General features: G+C 66.0%; 17 protein-coding genes and 1 pseudogene. 9 read left to right on the top strand and 9 right to left on the bottom strand.

Annotated elements, in window-relative coordinates:
• Positions 1-31: 31 nt before the first annotated feature.
• A complete protein-coding gene (locus CAG33_RS23715) occupies positions 32-454 on the bottom strand; it encodes a cupin domain-containing protein (protein ID WP_085583741.1) in 423 nt (140 codons plus the stop codon).
• Between the two features lie 34 nt (positions 455-488).
• Positions 489-1,253: an SDR family oxidoreductase gene (locus CAG33_RS23720; protein ID WP_085640759.1), complete on the bottom strand. Its 765-nt coding sequence runs from the start codon at positions 1,251-1,253 to the stop codon at positions 489-491.
• Positions 1,254-1,506: 253 nt separating this feature from the next.
• Between CAG33_RS23720 and CAG33_RS23725 the strand changes: the two genes are divergently transcribed.
• On the top strand, positions 1,507-3,075 hold the full coding sequence (locus CAG33_RS23725; RefSeq protein WP_085633471.1) for a winged helix-turn-helix domain-containing protein: 1,569 nt from the start codon (positions 1,507-1,509) through the stop codon (positions 3,073-3,075).
• A gap of 55 nt (positions 3,076-3,130) precedes the next feature.
• Here the strand turns inward: CAG33_RS23725 and CAG33_RS23730 are convergent, their stop codons facing one another.
• Genes CAG33_RS23730 through CAG33_RS23740 form a run of 3 tightly spaced genes read right to left on the bottom strand, consistent with a single transcriptional unit; the run spans position 3,131 to position 5,973 of the window.
• Entirely contained in the window at positions 3,131-4,336 is a 1,206-nt protein-coding gene (locus CAG33_RS23730) for a methylaspartate mutase (protein ID WP_085583735.1), read from the bottom strand.
• A 42-nt stretch (positions 4,337-4,378) separates the two neighbouring features.
• Positions 4,379-4,834: a cobalamin B12-binding domain-containing protein gene (locus tag CAG33_RS23735; RefSeq protein ID WP_085583733.1), complete on the bottom strand. Its 456-nt coding sequence runs from the start codon at positions 4,832-4,834 to the stop codon at positions 4,379-4,381.
• 2 nt (positions 4,835-4,836) lie between these two features.
• Positions 4,837-5,973 (bottom strand): fatty acid desaturase, encoded by a 1,137-nt coding sequence (locus CAG33_RS23740; protein ID WP_170930066.1) that lies wholly within the window; start codon positions 5,971-5,973, stop codon positions 4,837-4,839.
• A 111-nt stretch (positions 5,974-6,084) separates the two neighbouring features.
• Between CAG33_RS23740 and CAG33_RS23745 the strand changes: the two genes are divergently transcribed.
• The gene (locus tag CAG33_RS23745; RefSeq protein ID WP_085583731.1) at positions 6,085-6,966 is read left to right on the top strand and encodes a LysR family transcriptional regulator; all 882 of its coding nucleotides are present in this window, start codon (positions 6,085-6,087) and stop codon (positions 6,964-6,966) included.
• A 19-nt stretch (positions 6,967-6,985) separates the two neighbouring features.
• On the opposite strand, the gene CAG33_RS23750 is transcribed toward CAG33_RS23745, so the two are convergent.
• The 3 genes from CAG33_RS23750 to CAG33_RS23760 all read right to left on the bottom strand — a co-directional run bounded on the left by CAG33_RS23750 (position 6,986) and on the right by CAG33_RS23760 (position 9,762).
• Positions 6,986-7,972 (bottom strand): quinone oxidoreductase, encoded by a 987-nt coding sequence (locus tag CAG33_RS23750; protein WP_256575583.1) that lies wholly within the window; start codon positions 7,970-7,972, stop codon positions 6,986-6,988.
• A gap of 9 nt (positions 7,973-7,981) precedes the next feature.
• Positions 7,982-8,602, bottom strand: coding sequence for a LysE family translocator (locus CAG33_RS23755; protein WP_085583729.1), 621 nt, complete (start codon positions 8,600-8,602; stop codon positions 7,982-7,984).
• Positions 8,603-8,772: 170 nt separating this feature from the next.
• Positions 8,773-9,762, bottom strand: coding sequence for a zinc-dependent alcohol dehydrogenase family protein (locus CAG33_RS23760; protein ID WP_085633473.1), 990 nt, complete (start codon positions 9,760-9,762; stop codon positions 8,773-8,775).
• A gap of 136 nt (positions 9,763-9,898) precedes the next feature.
• Between CAG33_RS23760 and CAG33_RS23765 the strand changes: the two genes are divergently transcribed.
• Entirely contained in the window at positions 9,899-10,789 is an 891-nt protein-coding gene (locus CAG33_RS23765) for a LysR family transcriptional regulator (RefSeq protein ID WP_085583725.1), read from the top strand.
• A gap of 3 nt (positions 10,790-10,792) precedes the next feature.
• On the opposite strand, the gene lysA is transcribed toward CAG33_RS23765, so the two are convergent.
• On the bottom strand, positions 10,793-12,031 hold the full coding sequence (lysA, locus tag CAG33_RS23770; protein ID WP_085583723.1) for a diaminopimelate decarboxylase: 1,239 nt from the start codon (positions 12,029-12,031) through the stop codon (positions 10,793-10,795).
• Between the two features lie 122 nt (positions 12,032-12,153).
• Here lysA and CAG33_RS23775 point away from each other — a divergent pair, with 122 nt between their 5' ends.
• From CAG33_RS23775 to sctI, 6 genes and pseudogenes are all read left to right on the top strand, one after another.
• The gene (locus tag CAG33_RS23775; RefSeq protein WP_085583721.1) at positions 12,154-13,077 is read left to right on the top strand and encodes a LysR family transcriptional regulator; all 924 of its coding nucleotides are present in this window, start codon (positions 12,154-12,156) and stop codon (positions 13,075-13,077) included.
• A gap of 130 nt (positions 13,078-13,207) precedes the next feature.
• Positions 13,208-13,468, top strand: coding sequence for a hypothetical protein (locus CAG33_RS28375; protein ID WP_139831397.1), 261 nt, complete (start codon positions 13,208-13,210; stop codon positions 13,466-13,468).
• Positions 13,422-14,363 carry a sigma 54-interacting transcriptional regulator gene (locus CAG33_RS23780; RefSeq protein WP_085583719.1) on the top strand — a complete coding sequence of 314 codons (942 nt, stop codon included), beginning with the start codon at positions 13,422-13,424 and terminating at the stop codon, positions 14,361-14,363. The genes CAG33_RS28375 and CAG33_RS23780 overlap by 47 nt, the downstream gene beginning before the upstream one ends.
• Positions 14,364-14,453: 90 nt before the next feature.
• Positions 14,454-14,714, top strand: a pseudogene (locus CAG33_RS23785) (hypothetical protein); the annotation flags it as partial.
• 69 nt (positions 14,715-14,783) lie between these two features.
• The gene (locus CAG33_RS23790; protein WP_085583715.1) at positions 14,784-15,767 is read left to right on the top strand and encodes a DNA-binding protein; all 984 of its coding nucleotides are present in this window, start codon (positions 14,784-14,786) and stop codon (positions 15,765-15,767) included.
• A gap of 32 nt (positions 15,768-15,799) precedes the next feature.
• Complete coding sequence (gene sctI / locus CAG33_RS23795; RefSeq protein WP_085633477.1) at positions 15,800-16,156, top strand: type III secretion system inner rod subunit SctI; 357 nt, start codon at positions 15,800-15,802, stop codon at positions 16,154-16,156.
• Positions 16,157-16,161: the final 5 nt, after the last annotated feature.

Raw genomic sequence — 16,161 nt, forward strand, 5'->3', positions numbered from 1 at the left:
GCTGCCGGAGGCGGGCGGTAGAAGGGGGCGGTTACGGTTTCACGGGCCGGACCAGATCCCCCTCGGTGCTGTCGAGCACGAACACCGCCAGCAGGCGGGACGGCTCGGTGGTGCTGGCGTTGGCGCTGACGGCGTGGAAGTCGCCCGGCTGCTCGACGAAGTGTTCCCCGGCCTTGTAGACCTTCTCCGGCGCATCGCCGACCTTGCTGCGCACGGCGCCTTCAAGCACCGTGGCGTAGATGAACGCCGACTTCGGATGGAAGTGCGCAGGCGAAGACCCGCCCGGCGCGTATTCCACCAGCACGCCCTTCATGGTCTTGCCCGGCACGTTGGGCAGGGCGCGGTCGAACACCACGGTGACCTTGCCCGCCTGCGGCTCGGCCGCAGAGACCGTCGAGGCAGCGGTGACCGACACGGCCGCGAGGGTGGCGGCCAACAGGATTCGGCTAAACATGGCAGTGCTCCTATAGATGAGGGTGAGTGCGCGTTCAGCGCGCAGCCGACGCGGTCGATTTCGCCAGCCAGTCTTCGAAACGGGTCGGGCCCAGGCGCGGGTTGGCGCTGCCGGGGGTGAGCGACTGGTCGTCCAGTTCATCGCCGAAGTAGCGGGCGTGGACGTCCGGGATCACCTTGCGGGCGTCGCCGGTGACGCGGAAGAAACGCCGGACCAGCTCATCCAGCGGCAAGGCCTCGGGGCCGGCGACTTCCTGGGTGCCGTTGCTCGGCGCGGCCAGCGCCACATCCGTCAGCGCGGCGGCGACGTCGTCCGACGCCATGGGCTGGATCAGCGCAGGCGACAGGCGCACTTCGTCGCCGACCGTGGCCGACTGGGCGATGCCGCCGACGAATTCGAAGAACTGGGTGGCCCGCAGCAGGCTGTAGGGCATGCCGGAGGCCTTGATCAGGTTTTCCTGGGCGACTTTGGCGCGGAAGTAGCCGTTGTCCGGCAGCCGCTCGCTGCCCACCACCGACAGCGCCACGTGATGGCGGACCCCGGCGGCGGCCTCGGCGGCCAGCAGGTTGCGGGTGGAGGTCTCGAAGAACTCCAGCACCGCTTGGTCTTCCCAGGACGGCGCGTTGGACACGTCGACCACCACCTGGGCGCCGTCCATCGCTTGGGCGAGGCCTTCGCGGGTGATGCTGTTCACGCCGGTGTTGGGCGAGGCCGCCAGTGCATCATGGCCGCGCTCGCGCAGGTTCTTCACAAGTTTCGATCCGATGAGGCCGGTGCCTCCGATAACGACAATCTTCATGGCGTCTCTCCGCTTGCCGACCGCAACCATTGCTGTCGATGTGCTTCGAGGATGCCTGCGGCGGGGATCCGAATCTTTGCCCGGGGCTTGGATTTGCCTTGGCCCGAGCTTGGATTTGCGTCCAAACCGTCCAAACTGCTGTGGCCGGCGCACAGACCGGTGCGGCGGCGCACACTCTGCCGTACCATTGAGGGCCCAACCCACTGCCACCCCGGATTCCGCGCCGGGGGCGTCCGATCAGGGAACCGCCAGCGTGCCATTCAAGTTTGAAGACTTCGTGCTCGACCCAGAGCGCCGGGACCTGACCCAACGCGGCCAGACCGTGACCGTCGGGCCGCAAGTCTTCGATCTGCTGCTGCAACTGATCAGCCACCGCGACCGGGTGGTGAGCAAGGACGAACTGCTCGATGCCGTGTGGAGCGGCCGGGTCGTCTCCGAATCCACCATCACCAGCCACATCAACGCCGTGCGCAAGGCCATCGGCGACACCGGCGAGCACCAGCGCCTGGTGCGCACCGTGCCGCGCAAGGGCTACCGTTTCGTCGGCGAGGTCCAACCGAGCGACGATCCCGAGCCTCCCGCCGCAACGCAGCCGACGGCGCCGCCGCGCCCGGCGCTCCTGCTGCCGGACAAGCCTTCGATCACCGTGCTGCCGTTCCAGAACCTCAGCGGCGACCCCGAACAGGACTACTTCGCCGACGGCATGGCCGAGGACATCATCACCGCGCTGTCGCGCCTGCGCTGGCTGTTCGTCATCGCCCGCAACTCCAGTTTCACCTACAAGGGCAGGGCGGTGGACACCCGCAGCGTCGGCCAGGAACTGGGCGTGCGCTACGTGCTCGAAGGCAGCGTGCGCAAGTGCGGCAACAAGGTGCGCATCACCGGCCAGCTGATCGACGCCAGCAGCGGCATGCATTTGTGGGCCGAGCGCTTCGAGGGCCAGCTCGACGACATCTTCGAGCTGCAGGACCGGATCGCCGAAAGCGTGGTCGGCGCCATTGCGCCGCAACTGGAGCGCGCGGAAATCGAACGGGCCAAGCGCAAGCCCACCGACAGCCTCGATGCCTACGACTATTACCTGCGCGCCACGGCCAAACTGCACATCGCCACCCGCGAGGCCATCGACGAATCGCTCGCGCTGTTCTACCGCGCCATCGAACTGGATCCGGAGTTCGCCTCCGCCTACGGCATGGCCGCCTGGTGCCACTTCTGGCGCAAGCTCAACGGCTGGATGACCGACCGGCCGCGGGAAATCGCCGAAGGCGCACGGCTGGCGCGGATGGCGGTGGAGCTGGGCCGCGACGACGCCGTGGCCCTGACCCGCAGCGGCCACGCGCTGGCCCACCTGACCGGTGACGTCGACGGCGGCATCGCCTTGCTCGACCGGGCCCGGCTGCTCAATCCCAACCTGGCGCCGGCCTGGTACCTGGGTGGGATCTTGCGGGCCATGCGCGGCGAGACCGACGCCGCCATCCAGAACCTGGAGCACGCGGTACGCCTCAGCCCTTTGGATCCGGAGATGTTCCGCATGCAGGTGGGCATGGCCATCGCCCACTTCTTCGCCGGTCGCTTCGAGATCGCGGCCGGTTATGCCGAACAGTCGGTCGGCAATCTGCCCAGCCTGCTGCCGGCGGTGGCGCTGATGGCCGCCAGCCACGCGCTGGGCGGGCGGATGGACAAGGCCGGGCCGGTCATGGCGCGCCTGCTTGAGTTGGATCCCACCCTGCGGGTGTCCAGGCTCAAGGAGTGGCTGCCGATCCAGCGCCCCGAAGACGTCGCCCTCTTCATCGAAGGGCTGCGCCTGGCCGGGTTGCCCGAATAGAAAACGCCCGATGCGGGCATCGGGCGTTTGTGGGGGGAGGCAAAGCGCTGCGCCGTCAGGCCACGCGGTCGTAGGTCTGGATGTTGTGCCGCAGCGCCGCCAGGAACGAGAACGCATTCTCGACGCGCTCGCCGTCGAACCCTTGGTAGTAGTTCTGGGCCGTCACCACGGTGCCGGCGTTGCGTCGGTTGTCCGGGTGCAGGCAGTACGGGATCGACAGGAAGCCGCCGGCGAAGGCATCGAGGATCGCCTCGGACAGGTCGCTGTCGCGGGCGAGGGTGCCTTCGATCAGCTTTCGGGCGGCGCCGAGGACGCGGGCGTGCTCTTGCGCATCGAACGGGATGTCCGGCAGTTCGCCGTCGGTGTTCAGGCAGAAATCGGCGTACTCCAGCGCCGCGATGTTCTCCTCGATGCGGGGGATGCGGCGCGATTCCACCGGGGTCTTCATGATCACCCGCTGCACGCCGGTGGCGCGGATCATCGCCAGCGCATCGCTGGTGATCCGGCAGAACCCGCCCAACGAGCGCGGGAAGAAGCCCATGAACACATAGCCGACAAAGTGGTAGCTGCCCGGCGCGAAGTACTCGCTGGCCAACTGCTGCAACGCCGTCACCGCTGCCCGGTCCTGTACCGGCGAAGTGCCTTGTGCGTAGGAGAACGACAGGGTCTGGATGCCGTGGGAGCGCAGGAACAGGCCTTCGAGAATGTTCAGCGCCACCAGGATCGCCGGATCGCACATCTGGCCCATCATGCAGCCGGCGAAGCTCTCGATGTGGCTGTGCTCCACACCGTCGGCCAGCACCCGGCACGCTTTCTCCCAATGGCCGAACGCCTCGCGCAGCGGTGTGCGGCTGTAGGGCAGGCAGTAAGAGATCGGTCCGCCTTCGGTGGTGGGCAGGCCGATCTCGACCATCCGCTCGAAAATGTGCAGCGGATCGGGCGAGCCATGCCGGATCTGCACCGGCAGGCGGTGGCGGGCATAGATCTGCTCCAGCATCGCGCGGGTGTCTTCGCCGGGGTGGTTGACGATCGGATAGCCGTTGAGCATCGACCCACTGTCGATGGCCCGCTGCGCCGCCGCGAGGTTGTTCACCCGGGTGAACGCATCGAGGGTGATGGTGCAGACGGTGTTGGCGCGGCTGGCGGCCACGCCCTCAAGCCCCGCCTGCATCCGGGCCGGGTCGCTGAAGCCCATGCGCGGCTGGAGCACCGGACCTTGCTCGGCGAACCGTTCAAGGACATGCGTGTTGAAGTCGATCATGCGGTAAACCTTTTCATCAAACCGGTAGGTGGCGCGGACGGGTCAGCGGGCGACCCGTTTCTCCAGGAAGTGCGTCGAGTTCAGTTGCGCGGTCACCAGTTCCTGAAAGGTATCGAAGCTGTTGGCCACGCTGTCGTCGAACACTTCATCGAAACCGGCGGTGCGCAGGGTTTCGCTGTGCCGGGCGATGGTCTGGCTGTCGTTCTCGGTGCAGATCTTGCCGCCGATGTACAGCCCGCCCTGGTGACGGGTCTCGCTGCGCACGCGCTTGGCCAGTTCCGCGCCCTCAAGGTAGCCGTGGCCGTTGACGGTGCTGACCACGACGATCGCGTTGCCTTTGCGGTTGAGGCGGTCGATCACCTCGTCCATGGGCGTGTTGGGCCCCAGGTTCTCGACCTTGTAGCCCAGGTCGTTGAGCAGGAATTCCATGAACACCAGGTTCCAGCTGTGGGAGTCGGAAGGTACGGTGGCGAGCAGAGCGGTTTTGTTGAACATCATCCTTAAAGTCCTTTTTGGGTTGCAGTCCTGTTGGCGTAGTACGGAAGTGCTCGTTGAAAGTTGCGGAAGTTGGCGGTCACCGCGTTGATGTAGCCCCAGTTTTCGCTGTAGTTGGTCGGGAAGGGCTTGGAGCCTTCAAGCATGTCCCGCTCGCGGGCGGTGATGTAGTTGGGCCAGTCGGCGGAGCGCGGGCGGCGGTGATGGAAGTCATGGCAGGGCGTGTCGCCGACCATCACGAACAGGCGCACGAACAGGTGGAAGCACAGCATCTTCACCAGCCACAGGGCGATCAGGGCCTGGCGGCGGATGAAACCGGCGTCTTGCGGCAGGCGCAGTTCTTCGCCGATGAACACGCCGGTGGTGCTTTCGCAGATGAAGTCGATGCCGCGGCGCTCCAGCACGTCCACGCTGGGCCAGGTGTGCTCGGCGGCCAGGCGGAACGTGGTGCTGATGTGATAGCCGGCGAACACCGGCACCACCCAGGCCATGACGAACAGGTCGAAATGCCCCAGGGCAGCGGAGAGCAGGGCGAGGGCGACCCAGAACATCAGCGTCCATTGGGCGACGCGGCGGTTGTCGGCCACGGCGGTGGCTTTCACGCGGCCCCAGAACGACCGCAGGATGGCCAGCGGCGACAGCGCGGTGGTCACAAGCTTGGTCCACATGGTGGAGATGCTGTCGGACGGCTTGAGTTTCACCACTTCCTGGAGATAGGACAGGGTGTCGTCATCGTCGGTCAAAAGGGCCCTGGAACTGTGGTGGAGCGTGTGTTCATGCTTGTAGACGTCGAAGGGCTTGAGCATCAGCACGCCGGAAATGATCCGGCCGACCTTCAGGTTGCGCTCGCGGTCCTTGAAGACCATGTCGTGGGCGCAGTTGTGGCAGATCATCACCTGCATCTGTTTGATGCCGCCGGTCGCCAGCACGAAGCCCAGCAGCCAGAGCCAGACGCTGCCTTGCAGGTAGCCGGCGCCGGCCAGCGACGCGCCGATGCCGATCAATCCGGCGGAGACGATGATATGGTGCATCGGTTTGAGGGGCCGGACCCGGTCGAGGTCCTCGGGCAGGGGCTTGGCGGTCAGCCAACTCAAGAACGGCTGCATGAACCCTGGAAGCGGGCGCATCGAGTTACGTATCATCCATGTTTCCTCTAGGGTTTTGCTCCATGCAAAAAACTTTAACGTGACCTCTGGTTATTTCGAACAGAAATACATGGGGATCGATTTTTCATTTTTGGGTAAATCATCGACATGGATTGGGATGATCTGAAAGTTTTTATCTTCGTCGCCAAATCGAACAACGTGACCGAGGCCGGCGCCTCGCTCAAAGTGTCGGCTTCGACGGTGTCCCGCAAAATTGCGGCGCTGGAGGAATCCCTCGGCGCCGCTCTGTTCCTGAAGAAGACCAACGGCTACTTCCTGACCGAGGCCGGCCGGGCGTTGCTGCCGCTGGCGCTGGAGACGGAAGAGCGCTTCAAACTCATCGAGCGGCAGATGTCGCAGCCGGGGGAACGGATGGCCGGGCAGGTGCGCATCGACTGCCCGGAACTGATGGGCACGCACCTGATCATTCCCGCGCTGGCGCAGTTTCGTGAGCAGTACCCGGAGATCAGCTTCGACTTCTTCAATTCGGCCGTGTCGTCCAAGCTCACCCAGAGCCACAGCGACATCATCGTCCGCCTGCGCCGGCCCGAGAACGGCAACTTCACCATGCGCCGGGTCGGCACGCTGACCCAGGCGCTGTTCTGTTCCGAAGGCTATGCCGCCGCCCACGGGCTGCCGGCGGCGGTCGATGACCTGAAGCGCCACCGGCTGATCGGCTGGACCGAGGAAATGGCGTACATGCCGCTCGCGCAGTGGCTGAGCGACATGAGCGGCGAACAGAAACCGTGGATGCGCGTCTCCAACCTCAACGGTCAGCTCAAGGCCGTTGAAGCGGATCTCGGCATCGCGGCGTTGCCGGTCTATGTCGCGCACCAGTCAGGCTTGCGCCGGGTGTTGGCGGACGGCCCTTCGCACAGCTCCGAGGTCTGGCTGCTGCGCAACCAGGCGACCCAGGGCATCGGCCGTGTCGACCGGGTGGTGGACTATCTGACGCAAGTGCTGAGCGAAAGAACGGCCGCGATTCACTGACGGCCGTTCTGCGGGCGGGTCATGGCATGAGGATCAGGGAACCGCGGGTTTCCCGGTCCTGCACCCGGCGATGGGCTTCGGCGGCGTCGGCCAGCGGCAGGCGGGTGATGGCGGGCGCTCGGATGGCGCCGTCGGAGAAGGCCCGCAGCACCCGCTGAGCGGCCTCGGCGAGCTCGCTGTCCTGGCCGATGTAGTGCTTGAGCGACGGCCGGGTCACGTGCAGCGAACCCATCTGCCCCAACCGGGACAGGTTGAATCCGGTCACGTCGCCGGAGGCGTTGCCGAACGACACCAGATGCCCGCGTTGGCGCAGGCACGCCAGCGACAGTTCGACCGTCGCGCGCCCCACGGAATCGAACACAGTGTGGACGCCCTTGTTCGCCGTCAGTTCGCGGATGTGCCTGAGCGTGTCCGGCGCTTCGGCGTCGAAGGCCGCCACGCAGCCGGCGGCGAGCGCCTGACGTCGTTTGTCTTCGCTCGACGCCAGGCCGATGACGTGCAGGCCCCGGGCGCTCAGCCAGGCCGTGGCGATGCTGCCCACGCCACCGGCGGCGGCATGCCAGACCACCCAGTCGCCGGGTGCCACGGGTATGCAGCGGTGCGTCAGGTACTCGACGGTCAGCCCCTTGAACATCAAGGCGGCGGCCACTTCGCTGGGCATGTCGTCGGGCAGGCGGATGGCCCGCGAGGCCGGCAGCACGGCGTGGCTGGCGTAGCTCCCCGTCGAACTGTCGACGAACGCGACCCGGTCGCCGGGGGCGAGGCCCTGCACCTGCGGCCCGCATTCGAGGACGCGGCCGGCGCCTTCCATGCCCAGGCCCCGGGGGAACGGCGAGCCGTCGTCCAGCGCGCCGGAGCGGCGGTGCAGATCGATGAAGTTGACCCCGGCCGCCTCGACGGCGACGGTGATCTCGCCGGCGCCGGGGGCGCGCAGCTTGAGTTCGCGCAGTTCCAGGACGTCCGGTGCGCCGGGGGTGGTGAAGACGATGGCGTGGGCGTGAGTCATGGGCAGTCCTTACAGCGGGCCGATGCGCAGGAAGATCCACACGGCGACCGCAATCAGCATCAGGCCGAACGCGGCGTTCTGGGCCACCAGCAAGCGGGGACGCGAGCGGATCAGCTTCTGCACGGTCGAGCCCATCGAGACCCAGATGACGTGGGAGAAGAAGTTCAGCGAAATCAGTGCGGCGCTGAGGACCAGCACCACGGTGCTGCTGGTGTCGCCGGCGGGCAGGAAGGTCGAGAACATCACCAGCAGCATGACGATCCCTTGCACGTTGCCCAACTGCACGAAGATGCCGTCGCGAAACTGCAGGTGCAGGGTCTTGTCGCCGGGAGCCTTGAGCGGACGGCGCAGCAGGCGCACGCCCAGCCACAGGATGTACAGGCTGCCCGCCACTTGCAGGCCCCAGACCAGCGTCGGGTGGTTCATCAGCGTGTGGTAGAGCCCCAGGCCCACCAGCACGGCGATCAGGAAATAGGTGATGTCGAGGCCGGCGATGAACCAGACCGAGCGGCGCACGCCGCTTTGCGCGCCGGAGGTGGCGACCATCAGGTTGCCGGGGCCTGCGCTGAGGGTGAGCGGCACCATGGTCGACAGCCAGAGCAACCAGTTGATGCTGAAAATGTCTTGCATGCTTTCTTCCTTAAATCGCGGTGCGAACTGCTTTCGCGCCAGTCTAATTCGCGGCCGCTTCTAAGGTTATAGCGAAGAGCGCAAGGCGATATCCCAGAAATGGTGGAAGCCTTGCGCGCCGCCCGATGCAGGCATCGGGCGGCGGTCTGGAAGGGTGGGGAGGGAAGGGCTCAGACTGTGACGACGATCTTGCCGATCTGCTGGTTGGCCTCAAGGAAACGGTGGGCCTGCTGGATCTCTTCCAGCGCGAATGTCTTGGCGATCACCGGCTTGAGCGCGCCCGAGGCCAGGCCGTCGAGGATGAACGCCTTGGCCCGTTCCAGCGCGGCCGGGTCGGCGACGATCTCGGCGTACAGGTAGCCTTTGAGCGTCAGGCATTTGCCCAGCACGGTGAACAGCGGGAACGGCGTGGGTTCCGGGCTCAGGGCGCCGTATTCGAGCAGGATGCCGCCGCGGGCCATGCTCTGGGTGAGCGTTTCGAAGGCCGGGCCGCCGACCGGGTCGAACACCACCCGGGCGCCCTGGCCGTCGGTGAGGGCCATGACCCGCGCCACGATGTCTTCTTCGTCGCTGACGATCACATGGGCGGCGCCGGCGTCCAGCAGGGCCTGCTTTTTCGCCTGGGTGCGGGTGATGGCCACCGGCACCGCGCCAACGCTGCGGGCGATCTGGAACGCGGCCAGGCCGACGCTGCTGGAGGCGGCGGTGATCAGCACCACGTCGCCCTGGGTCAGTTTCGCCTGCTCGATCAGCGCGCCCCACGCGGTGACGTACTGCATCCAGGACGCGGCGGCCTGTTCGAAGGACAGGTTGGCCGGGTGCTTGACGGTGAGGTGAGCGGGCACGTTCGCCACTTCGCCGTAGGTGCCCCAGCGGGCGATGTCCAGCGGCGGGATCAGGCTGACCGCGTCGCCGACATTGAAGCCGCTGACGCCTTCGCCGACCGCCGCCACCACGCCGGCCGCTTCGTAGCCCAGACGGCTGGGGAATTCGGCTTCCTGCAGGTAGGCGTGGTTGCGGAACATCACTTCCGCGCGGTTCAGGCCGAAGGCCTTGACCTGGATCTGCACCTCGCCGGGCGCGGGGGCGGGCACGTCCACCGCTTCCAGTTTCAAGACGCTTGCGTCGCCGTATTCGTGAATCCTGACAATCCGGGCCATGTGCACCTCTGCTGTATCAATGGAGCGACGCACCGGGGCAGTCCCGGTGCGTGCGTGTCGTGGCGCCCAATTTAGTCTTTGGCCTGGGCCGGATAAAGCCCTACGATGGCGCGACACTAGAAACACAGGGTTTCCAATGGATCGCCTCACGTTGATGGCCACTTTCGTCCGTTCGGTGGAGCTGGGTTCGTTCAGCGCCGTGGCCGACGAGCTCAACCTGTCGCCGCAACTGGTCGGCAAGCAGGTAAAAATGCTCGAACAGCATTTGGGCGTTTCCTTGCTCAACCGCACCACCCGCAAGCAAAGCCTGACCGACTTCGGCCGCACCTTCTACGAGCGGGCCAAGCTGATCCTGGCCGACGTGGACGCCGCCGAGGAAATGGCCGCCGTCACCCGTGGCGTGCCCAGCGGGCGGCTGCGGATCAACGCGCCGGTGACCTTCGGCGTGAGCACATTGTCGCCGCGCCTGCTGGAGTACATGGTGCGTTTTCCGCAGGTGTCGGTGGACCTGACCCTGTCGAACGAACTGGTGGATCTGGTGGAGGGCGGCTATGACGCCGTGTTTCGAATCGGCGAACTGGCCGACAGCGGCATGAAGGCCTTGCCGCTCAAGCCGTACCCCATGGTGCTGTGCGCCGCGCCGGCGTACCTGGCCCGGCGCCCGGCCATCGCGACGCCGCAGGACCTGCAGGCCCATGAGTGCCTGGCGTTCGCCTATTCGGACGGACGTTCGCACATTCGCCTTGAGGGACCGGAAGGCGTCGTCGATGTGCCGATCAAGAGCCGGCTGACGATCAACCAGGGCGACCCGTTGCTGGCCGCCGCCGTGGCCGGGCTGGGGGTGGTGATGCTGCCGCTGGAGCTGGTCAAGGACGCCTTGCGCGCAGGCACGCTGGTGCGGCTGTTGCCGCAGTACAAGGTGCCGGTCTCGCCGATGAACCTGCTGTACGCCCCGGACCGGCGGCTGACGCCCAAGCTGCAAAGCTTCATGGAGTTCGTCAGGGCCGCGTTCGGTCCGGGTGCGTGAGGCTCAGAGCTCCTGTTCTTGCTCGAACAGGGCGTCCAGGGTCTGCCGGCGGCGGATCAAGCGGGCCTGGCCGTCGCTGAACAGCACCTCCGGCAGCAGCGGCCGGCTGTTGTAGTTGGACGACATTGACGCGCCGTAGGCGCCGGTGTCATGGAACACCAGCAAGTCGCCGACCTTGGCTTCAGGCAGCGGTTGCGGGCGCAGTTCCTGGTCGTCCTGGGTGAAGATGTCGCCGGACTCGCACAACGGGCCGCCGACGACGGTGTCCACCAGCGGCCGGTCCACCGGGCGGCCTTCGGCGTCCAGCAGCGTCATGTGGTGGTAGGCACCGTACATGGCCGGGCGCATCAGGTCGTTGAAGCCGGCGTCGACCAGCACGTAGCGGCGGTTGCCCATGCGCTTGACTGCCCGCACTTCGCTCACCAGCCGGCCCGACTCGGCCATCAGGAAGCGGCCCGGTTCGATCTCCATGTGCACCGGATGGCCCAGCAGCGCTTCGATTTCCTTCCTGGCCACCGCCCAGGTGCGCGCATAGCGCTCGACGTCCACGGCGGCCTCGCCCGGACGGTAGGGCGTGGAGAGGCCGCCGCCGATGGAGAAGGCTTCGATGTCCTGGCCCAGGCCAGCGATCAGTTGCACCATCGACCGCGCCACCTCTTCCAGGTGCGAGTAGTCCACGCCGGAGCCGATGTGCATGTGCACGCCCACCAGTTTCAGGCCGAACTCACGGATCACCGCCAGGGCCTCGTGCAGGTCTTCGTGCCAGATGCCGTGCTTGCTGTTCTCGCCGCCGGTGTTGGTCTTGCGGCTGTGGCCGTGACCGAAACCGGGGTTGATCCGCAGCCATACGCGGTGCCCCGGCGAACGCTCGCCCAGTTGGCGCAGCATGTCGATGGAACCGGCGTTGACCTCCACCCCCAGCTCGACCACGCGCTCAAGGGTCTTGCGGTCGAACAGGTCGCAGGTGAACACGATGCCCGCCGGCGCGCCGCCGACCTGGAAACCGGCGAGCAGGGCGCGTTCGATCTCACCCAGGGAGACGGCATCCACGTGCAGGCCGTGCTCGCGCATCAGGCGCAGGATGTGCAGGTTGGAGCAGGCCTTCTGCGCGTAGCGGACGGTGTCGAACGCGCGCAGGCGCCCGATGCGCTCAAGGATTGTCGCGGCGTCGTAGCTCCATAGCGGGGTGCCGTGGGTACGGGCGCTGTCGGCCAACAGGGTGAAGGGAAGCGTAGGGGACATGGCGCATGCTCATCGAAAGGATCGGCGCAGCATGCCGTGCCTCGCTCATCAAAAAAAATAGCTTTTTATTCGCTACCCATTCATATCTGATATGGCCTTCTTGTTGTCACCGGAAAATCCCAGTGAAGATCTCGCTGCGTCAGATCGAAGTGTTCCGTTCCATCATGCAGGCCGGCAGCGTCACGGGCGCGGCGCGGTTGCTGTTCACCTCGCAGCCGACGGTCAGCCGCGAACTGGCCCGGCTCGAACAGGTCTCCGGACTGCGCCTGTTCGAGCGCGCCGGCGGGCGCCTGCTGCCGACGGACCAGGCCCTGATGCTGTTCGATGAGGTCGAGCGCAGTTATGTAGGGCTTGAGCGCATCGAGCGCTGCGCGCAGTCGATCCGCAATTTCGAGCACGGCCGGCTGGCCCTGACCTGTTTGCCGCTGTTTTCCCAGACCCTGCTGCCCCGGGTGTGCCGGCGCTTCTACCGCTCCCGACCGGGCGTCAGCGTGAGCATCGTGGCGCAGGAGTCGCCGATGCTCGAAGAGTCGCTGGTCACCCAGCAGCACGATCTGGGCCTGACCGAAGTCGAGCAAGTGCCGCGCGGCACCCGGGGCGAGCCGCTGTTCAGCGCAGACATGATTTGCGTCCTGGCGCCGGGGCATCCGCTTTTGGCCAAACCGGTGCTGTCGCTGGCGGACTTTCACCGGGTCGACTTCATCAACCTGTCCAGCCTGGACGTTTACCGCCAGCGCCTGGACGAGTGTTTCCGCCAGGCGCAGGTCGACCGGCGCACGGTGATCGAAACGGACAACGCCGCATCGGTCTGCGCCATGGTCAGGCAGGGCCTGGGGGTGGCGATCATCAACCCGCTGACCGCATTGACGGAGGCGGGGCGCGACCTGGTGATGCGTCCGCTGGCGGTGTCGCTGCCGTACCGGGTCATGCTGATCCGGCCGGAGCACCGACCGGCGTCGGTCAGCGCCGATGCGTTCTGCCAGGCGCTGCGCGAAGAGGCGCAGTCGATGGCCGAGGGGGTGAGGGCCGCCTTGCGACGGCCATGAGGCGCGGTTCCGGAATTGAGCGTTTCTATGGCCTTTGCGGCGAATTTCAATTTCGCCCCGCACCTGTGCGACGCTAGACTGCGGCCTTGCCGCAGGAGAGCGGCCGGCGCACCCGCAGCGGCGTCCGGCCTTGGAAATCGCACTGAACCATCGGGGGAATGAACGCAGGCTGGTGATGGAAATCTGCTGCTATCAATATCGCCCTGAACAAAAACAATGGTGTCGCAGGCATACGCTTGAGTTTCTGACGTCCATCGACCTTCCGATGCTCGGATTGAAAGAAGGCGCGGCGTTTCTGTATTCCTCGATCCCGACAGAAGTGATCATCATCGTGAGGGAACAAGATGACTGGGGGCTTTTCGAACAACCACTCCGTGCAATGGGAACATGAAGTTCTCGACACAGTGGGCACCTTGCAAGCGTTTATCAGAAAGGCCGCACCGTTGAAGGTCGACATGGTGCTGGAGGGGGAGACCGGCACCGGCAAGGACACCCTGGCCCGGCGCATCCACGAACTGTCCGGACGCGAAGGTCAGTTGGTGGCCCTCAACTGCGCGGCGGTGCCGGAACAGCTGGCCGAGAGCGAACTGTTCGGGGTCATGGCCGGGGCCTACACCGGCGCCTCCAAGTCCCGGGCCGGCTACATCGAAGCGTCCGACCGCGGCACCCTCTACCTCGATGAGATCGACAGCATGCCCTTGCTGCTGCAGGCCAAGCTGCTGCGGGTGCTGGAGATGCGCGGCATCGAACGCCTGGGCTCGACCCGTTTCGTGCCGCTGGACCTGCGGGTGATCGTCGCCACCCAGACGCCGCTGGAGAAACTGGTGGACGAGGGCAAGTTCCGCCGCGACCTGTTCTTTCGCCTCAATGTGATCAAGATCCAGCTGCCGACCCTGCGTTCGCGCCTGCAAAACATCCAGCCGCTGTTCCAGCGCTTCGTCTGCGAGGCCGCCGAACGCCACCGCCAGCCGATGCCGGCCCCTGACCCGCACCTGCTCAAGTGCCTGCTCAACCACCGCTGGCCGGGCAACATCCGTGAACTCAAGTGCGCCGCCGAGCGCTTCGTGCTGGGCATGCCGGCCTTGCAGACCGACGATCCTTCGCCCCCGTGCCGGCAGGCCGCACCGCTCAAGAGCCACCTGCGCCTGTTCGAAAAGACCCTGATCATGGATTGCCTGTCGCGCCACGCCAAATGCATCGACTCGGTGGTCAGCGAGCTGGGCATTCCGCGCCGAACCCTCTATCACCGCATGAAAAGCCTGAGCATCGACTCCCCGGAACTCTGACGCCCGCGGTCCGTCCCCCGACGCCCGGAACCTGCCGCACCGGCCAATTCGCGTTCGCCATGGAACCGCTGCCGAGAATCGACCACTCATTGTTCGAACACCATCCGGTGCTCAAACAACAATCGATTATCAGGAGTAGACACTATGGCCGGTACCGCATCCCTTGGCGCTTCGATGGCTGCCATGCAACAAATGGACGCCACTGCAGCAGCCACCACCACCATGAACGCCCAGGCTCAGTCCAACAAGATGATGACCGATACCGTCAACGGTATCGCCAGCGCCTACCAGGACTCCGCCACCAAGGCGCAGAACGCCGCCCAGCAGACCGGCAAGGCGATCAACTACTAAGTGGTCACAGGCCCTTCCGGCCTTGGCCGGAAGGGCCGTGACTTGGGCAATCCAGGCAAGGAGCACCTTATGTTTTCCACTGCGTTGACACTCCCTCCAGGCGGCTCGTTCCAGGGCGGCTTCAGCCTGCCGGGCATGGGCGGGTCCCAGGGCGGCTCGGGCAACAGCGCCGGGCAGATCGCCGAGCTGTTGAGCCAGGCGCTGTTCGAGAAATCCGGCAGCGGCGCCAACATCCGCGACGCGAAAAACCCGCTGCTGGGCATGATCGCCGACTACATGGACAAGAACCCCGGCAAGTTCGGCAAGCCCGACGACGCCAACGGCAAGGTGCGCAGCTGGCGCGACGAGCTGACCGAGGACAACTACCTCAACAGCGAAGAGAAGGCCGCGTTCACCAAAGGCCTCGAAGGCATGATCAAGGACATGCTGGGCGGCGGCCTGCAGAACGGCGGCCAGTTCGGCGGCGGCAACGGCGGCGGCTGGAACCCGATGCCGGGCGGCAACGGCGGCGGAGGCTGGAACCCGATGCCGGGCGGAAACGGCGGGGGCGGCTGGAACCCCATGCCCGGCGGCATCGGCGGCGGTGGCGGCGTGCAGGACCTGCTGTCGTCGCTGCTGGGCAGCCTGGGCGAGGAGAAGCTCGACAACCTGCTCAAGCCCACCGGCAACCCGGCCCGCGATGCCCGCGGCGAGATGGCGTTCTCCAACGATGACAAGGACGTGCTCAAGGAAATCGCACGCTTCATGGACATGCACCCTGAAGAGTTCGGCAAGCCGGACGGCAAGTCCAAGGACTGGATGGGCGAGCTGTCCGAGGGCGATCAATACATGTCCCGCGATGAGAGCAAGCAGTTCCAGAAGGCGATCGACATGATCAAGGGCGAGGTCAAGGGCAGTGCCCAGGGCCATTCGATGGGCGGACTGTTCCCCAACGCCGAGCAGAACTTCCTCAACGGCGGCGCCGGCAACACGCTGCAGACCGATGCCCGGATCACCGCCGGCAACGTGCTCTCGGTGCTGACGCAGCAAAGCACCGGCAGCCTCTTCGGCTGAATGTAAACCTTCGTCCTGGCAGGAGAGCGTGAATGGCGATTACAGGGGTAACAACCGGGCATTCGGGTGCAGCCGCGCCCGAGGCATTGCCGGCCAGGCCGCCTGCCGAGGCGGACATCGCCTGGTTCAATGCGCAGATGCAGCAGGCGGCGACGCGCGCCGCCGGCAACGAACCGTCGGTGTCGGCGATTTCCCAGGCCTCGACGGCGTTGCACAAAGACGCCGACAAGGCGACCCGCGAACTGCAGCGCGCCGCGCGCTCGGTGGACCCGCAGCAGGCGCTGCAGGCCAACCGGTCGCTGTCGTCGTTTTATCTGCAAAGCCTGCTCAGCGCCAAACTGGTGAGCAAGGCCGCCCAGAGCGTGGAAAAACTCACCAGTCTTCAATGAGGCGC

The organism is Pseudomonas sp. B3(2017) (assembly GCF_002113595.1).
GTDB classification, from domain to species: Bacteria; Pseudomonadota; Gammaproteobacteria; order Pseudomonadales; family Pseudomonadaceae; genus Aquipseudomonas; species Aquipseudomonas ekonensis.

What these genes read in the sequence shown, in the direction of transcription:
- CAG33_RS23790 (WP_085583715.1), top strand. Translation starts at nt 14,784, where the DNA reads ATGTTTTCCACTGCGTTGACACTCCCTCCAGGCGGCTCGTTCCAGGGC.
- sctI (WP_085633477.1), top strand. Translation starts at nt 15,800, where the DNA reads ATGGCGATTACAGGGGTAACAACCGGGCATTCGGGTGCAGCCGCGCCC.
- CAG33_RS23755 (WP_085583729.1), bottom strand. Translation starts at nt 8,602, where the DNA reads ATGCAAGACATTTTCAGCATCAACTGGTTGCTCTGGCTGTCGACCATG.
- CAG33_RS23735 (WP_085583733.1), bottom strand. Translation starts at nt 4,834, where the DNA reads ATGATGTTCAACAAAACCGCTCTGCTCGCCACCGTACCTTCCGACTCC.
- CAG33_RS23745 (WP_085583731.1), top strand. Translation starts at nt 6,085, where the DNA reads ATGGATTGGGATGATCTGAAAGTTTTTATCTTCGTCGCCAAATCGAAC.
- CAG33_RS23740 (WP_170930066.1), bottom strand. Translation starts at nt 5,973, where the DNA reads ATGATACGTAACTCGATGCGCCCGCTTCCAGGGTTCATGCAGCCGTTC.
- CAG33_RS23730 (WP_085583735.1), bottom strand. Translation starts at nt 4,336, where the DNA reads ATGATCGACTTCAACACGCATGTCCTTGAACGGTTCGCCGAGCAAGGT.
- CAG33_RS23780 (WP_085583719.1), top strand. Translation starts at nt 13,422, where the DNA reads ATGACTGGGGGCTTTTCGAACAACCACTCCGTGCAATGGGAACATGAA.
- CAG33_RS23720 (WP_085640759.1), bottom strand. Translation starts at nt 1,253, where the DNA reads ATGAAGATTGTCGTTATCGGAGGCACCGGCCTCATCGGATCGAAACTT.
- CAG33_RS23760 (WP_085633473.1), bottom strand. Translation starts at nt 9,762, where the DNA reads ATGGCCCGGATTGTCAGGATTCACGAATACGGCGACGCAAGCGTCTTG.
- CAG33_RS23765 (WP_085583725.1), top strand. Translation starts at nt 9,899, where the DNA reads ATGGATCGCCTCACGTTGATGGCCACTTTCGTCCGTTCGGTGGAGCTG.
- CAG33_RS23750 (WP_256575583.1), bottom strand. Translation starts at nt 7,972, where the DNA reads ATGACTCACGCCCACGCCATCGTCTTCACCACCCCCGGCGCACCGGAC.
- lysA (WP_085583723.1), bottom strand. Translation starts at nt 12,031, where the DNA reads ATGTCCCCTACGCTTCCCTTCACCCTGTTGGCCGACAGCGCCCGTACC.
- CAG33_RS23715 (WP_085583741.1), bottom strand. Translation starts at nt 454, where the DNA reads ATGTTTAGCCGAATCCTGTTGGCCGCCACCCTCGCGGCCGTGTCGGTC.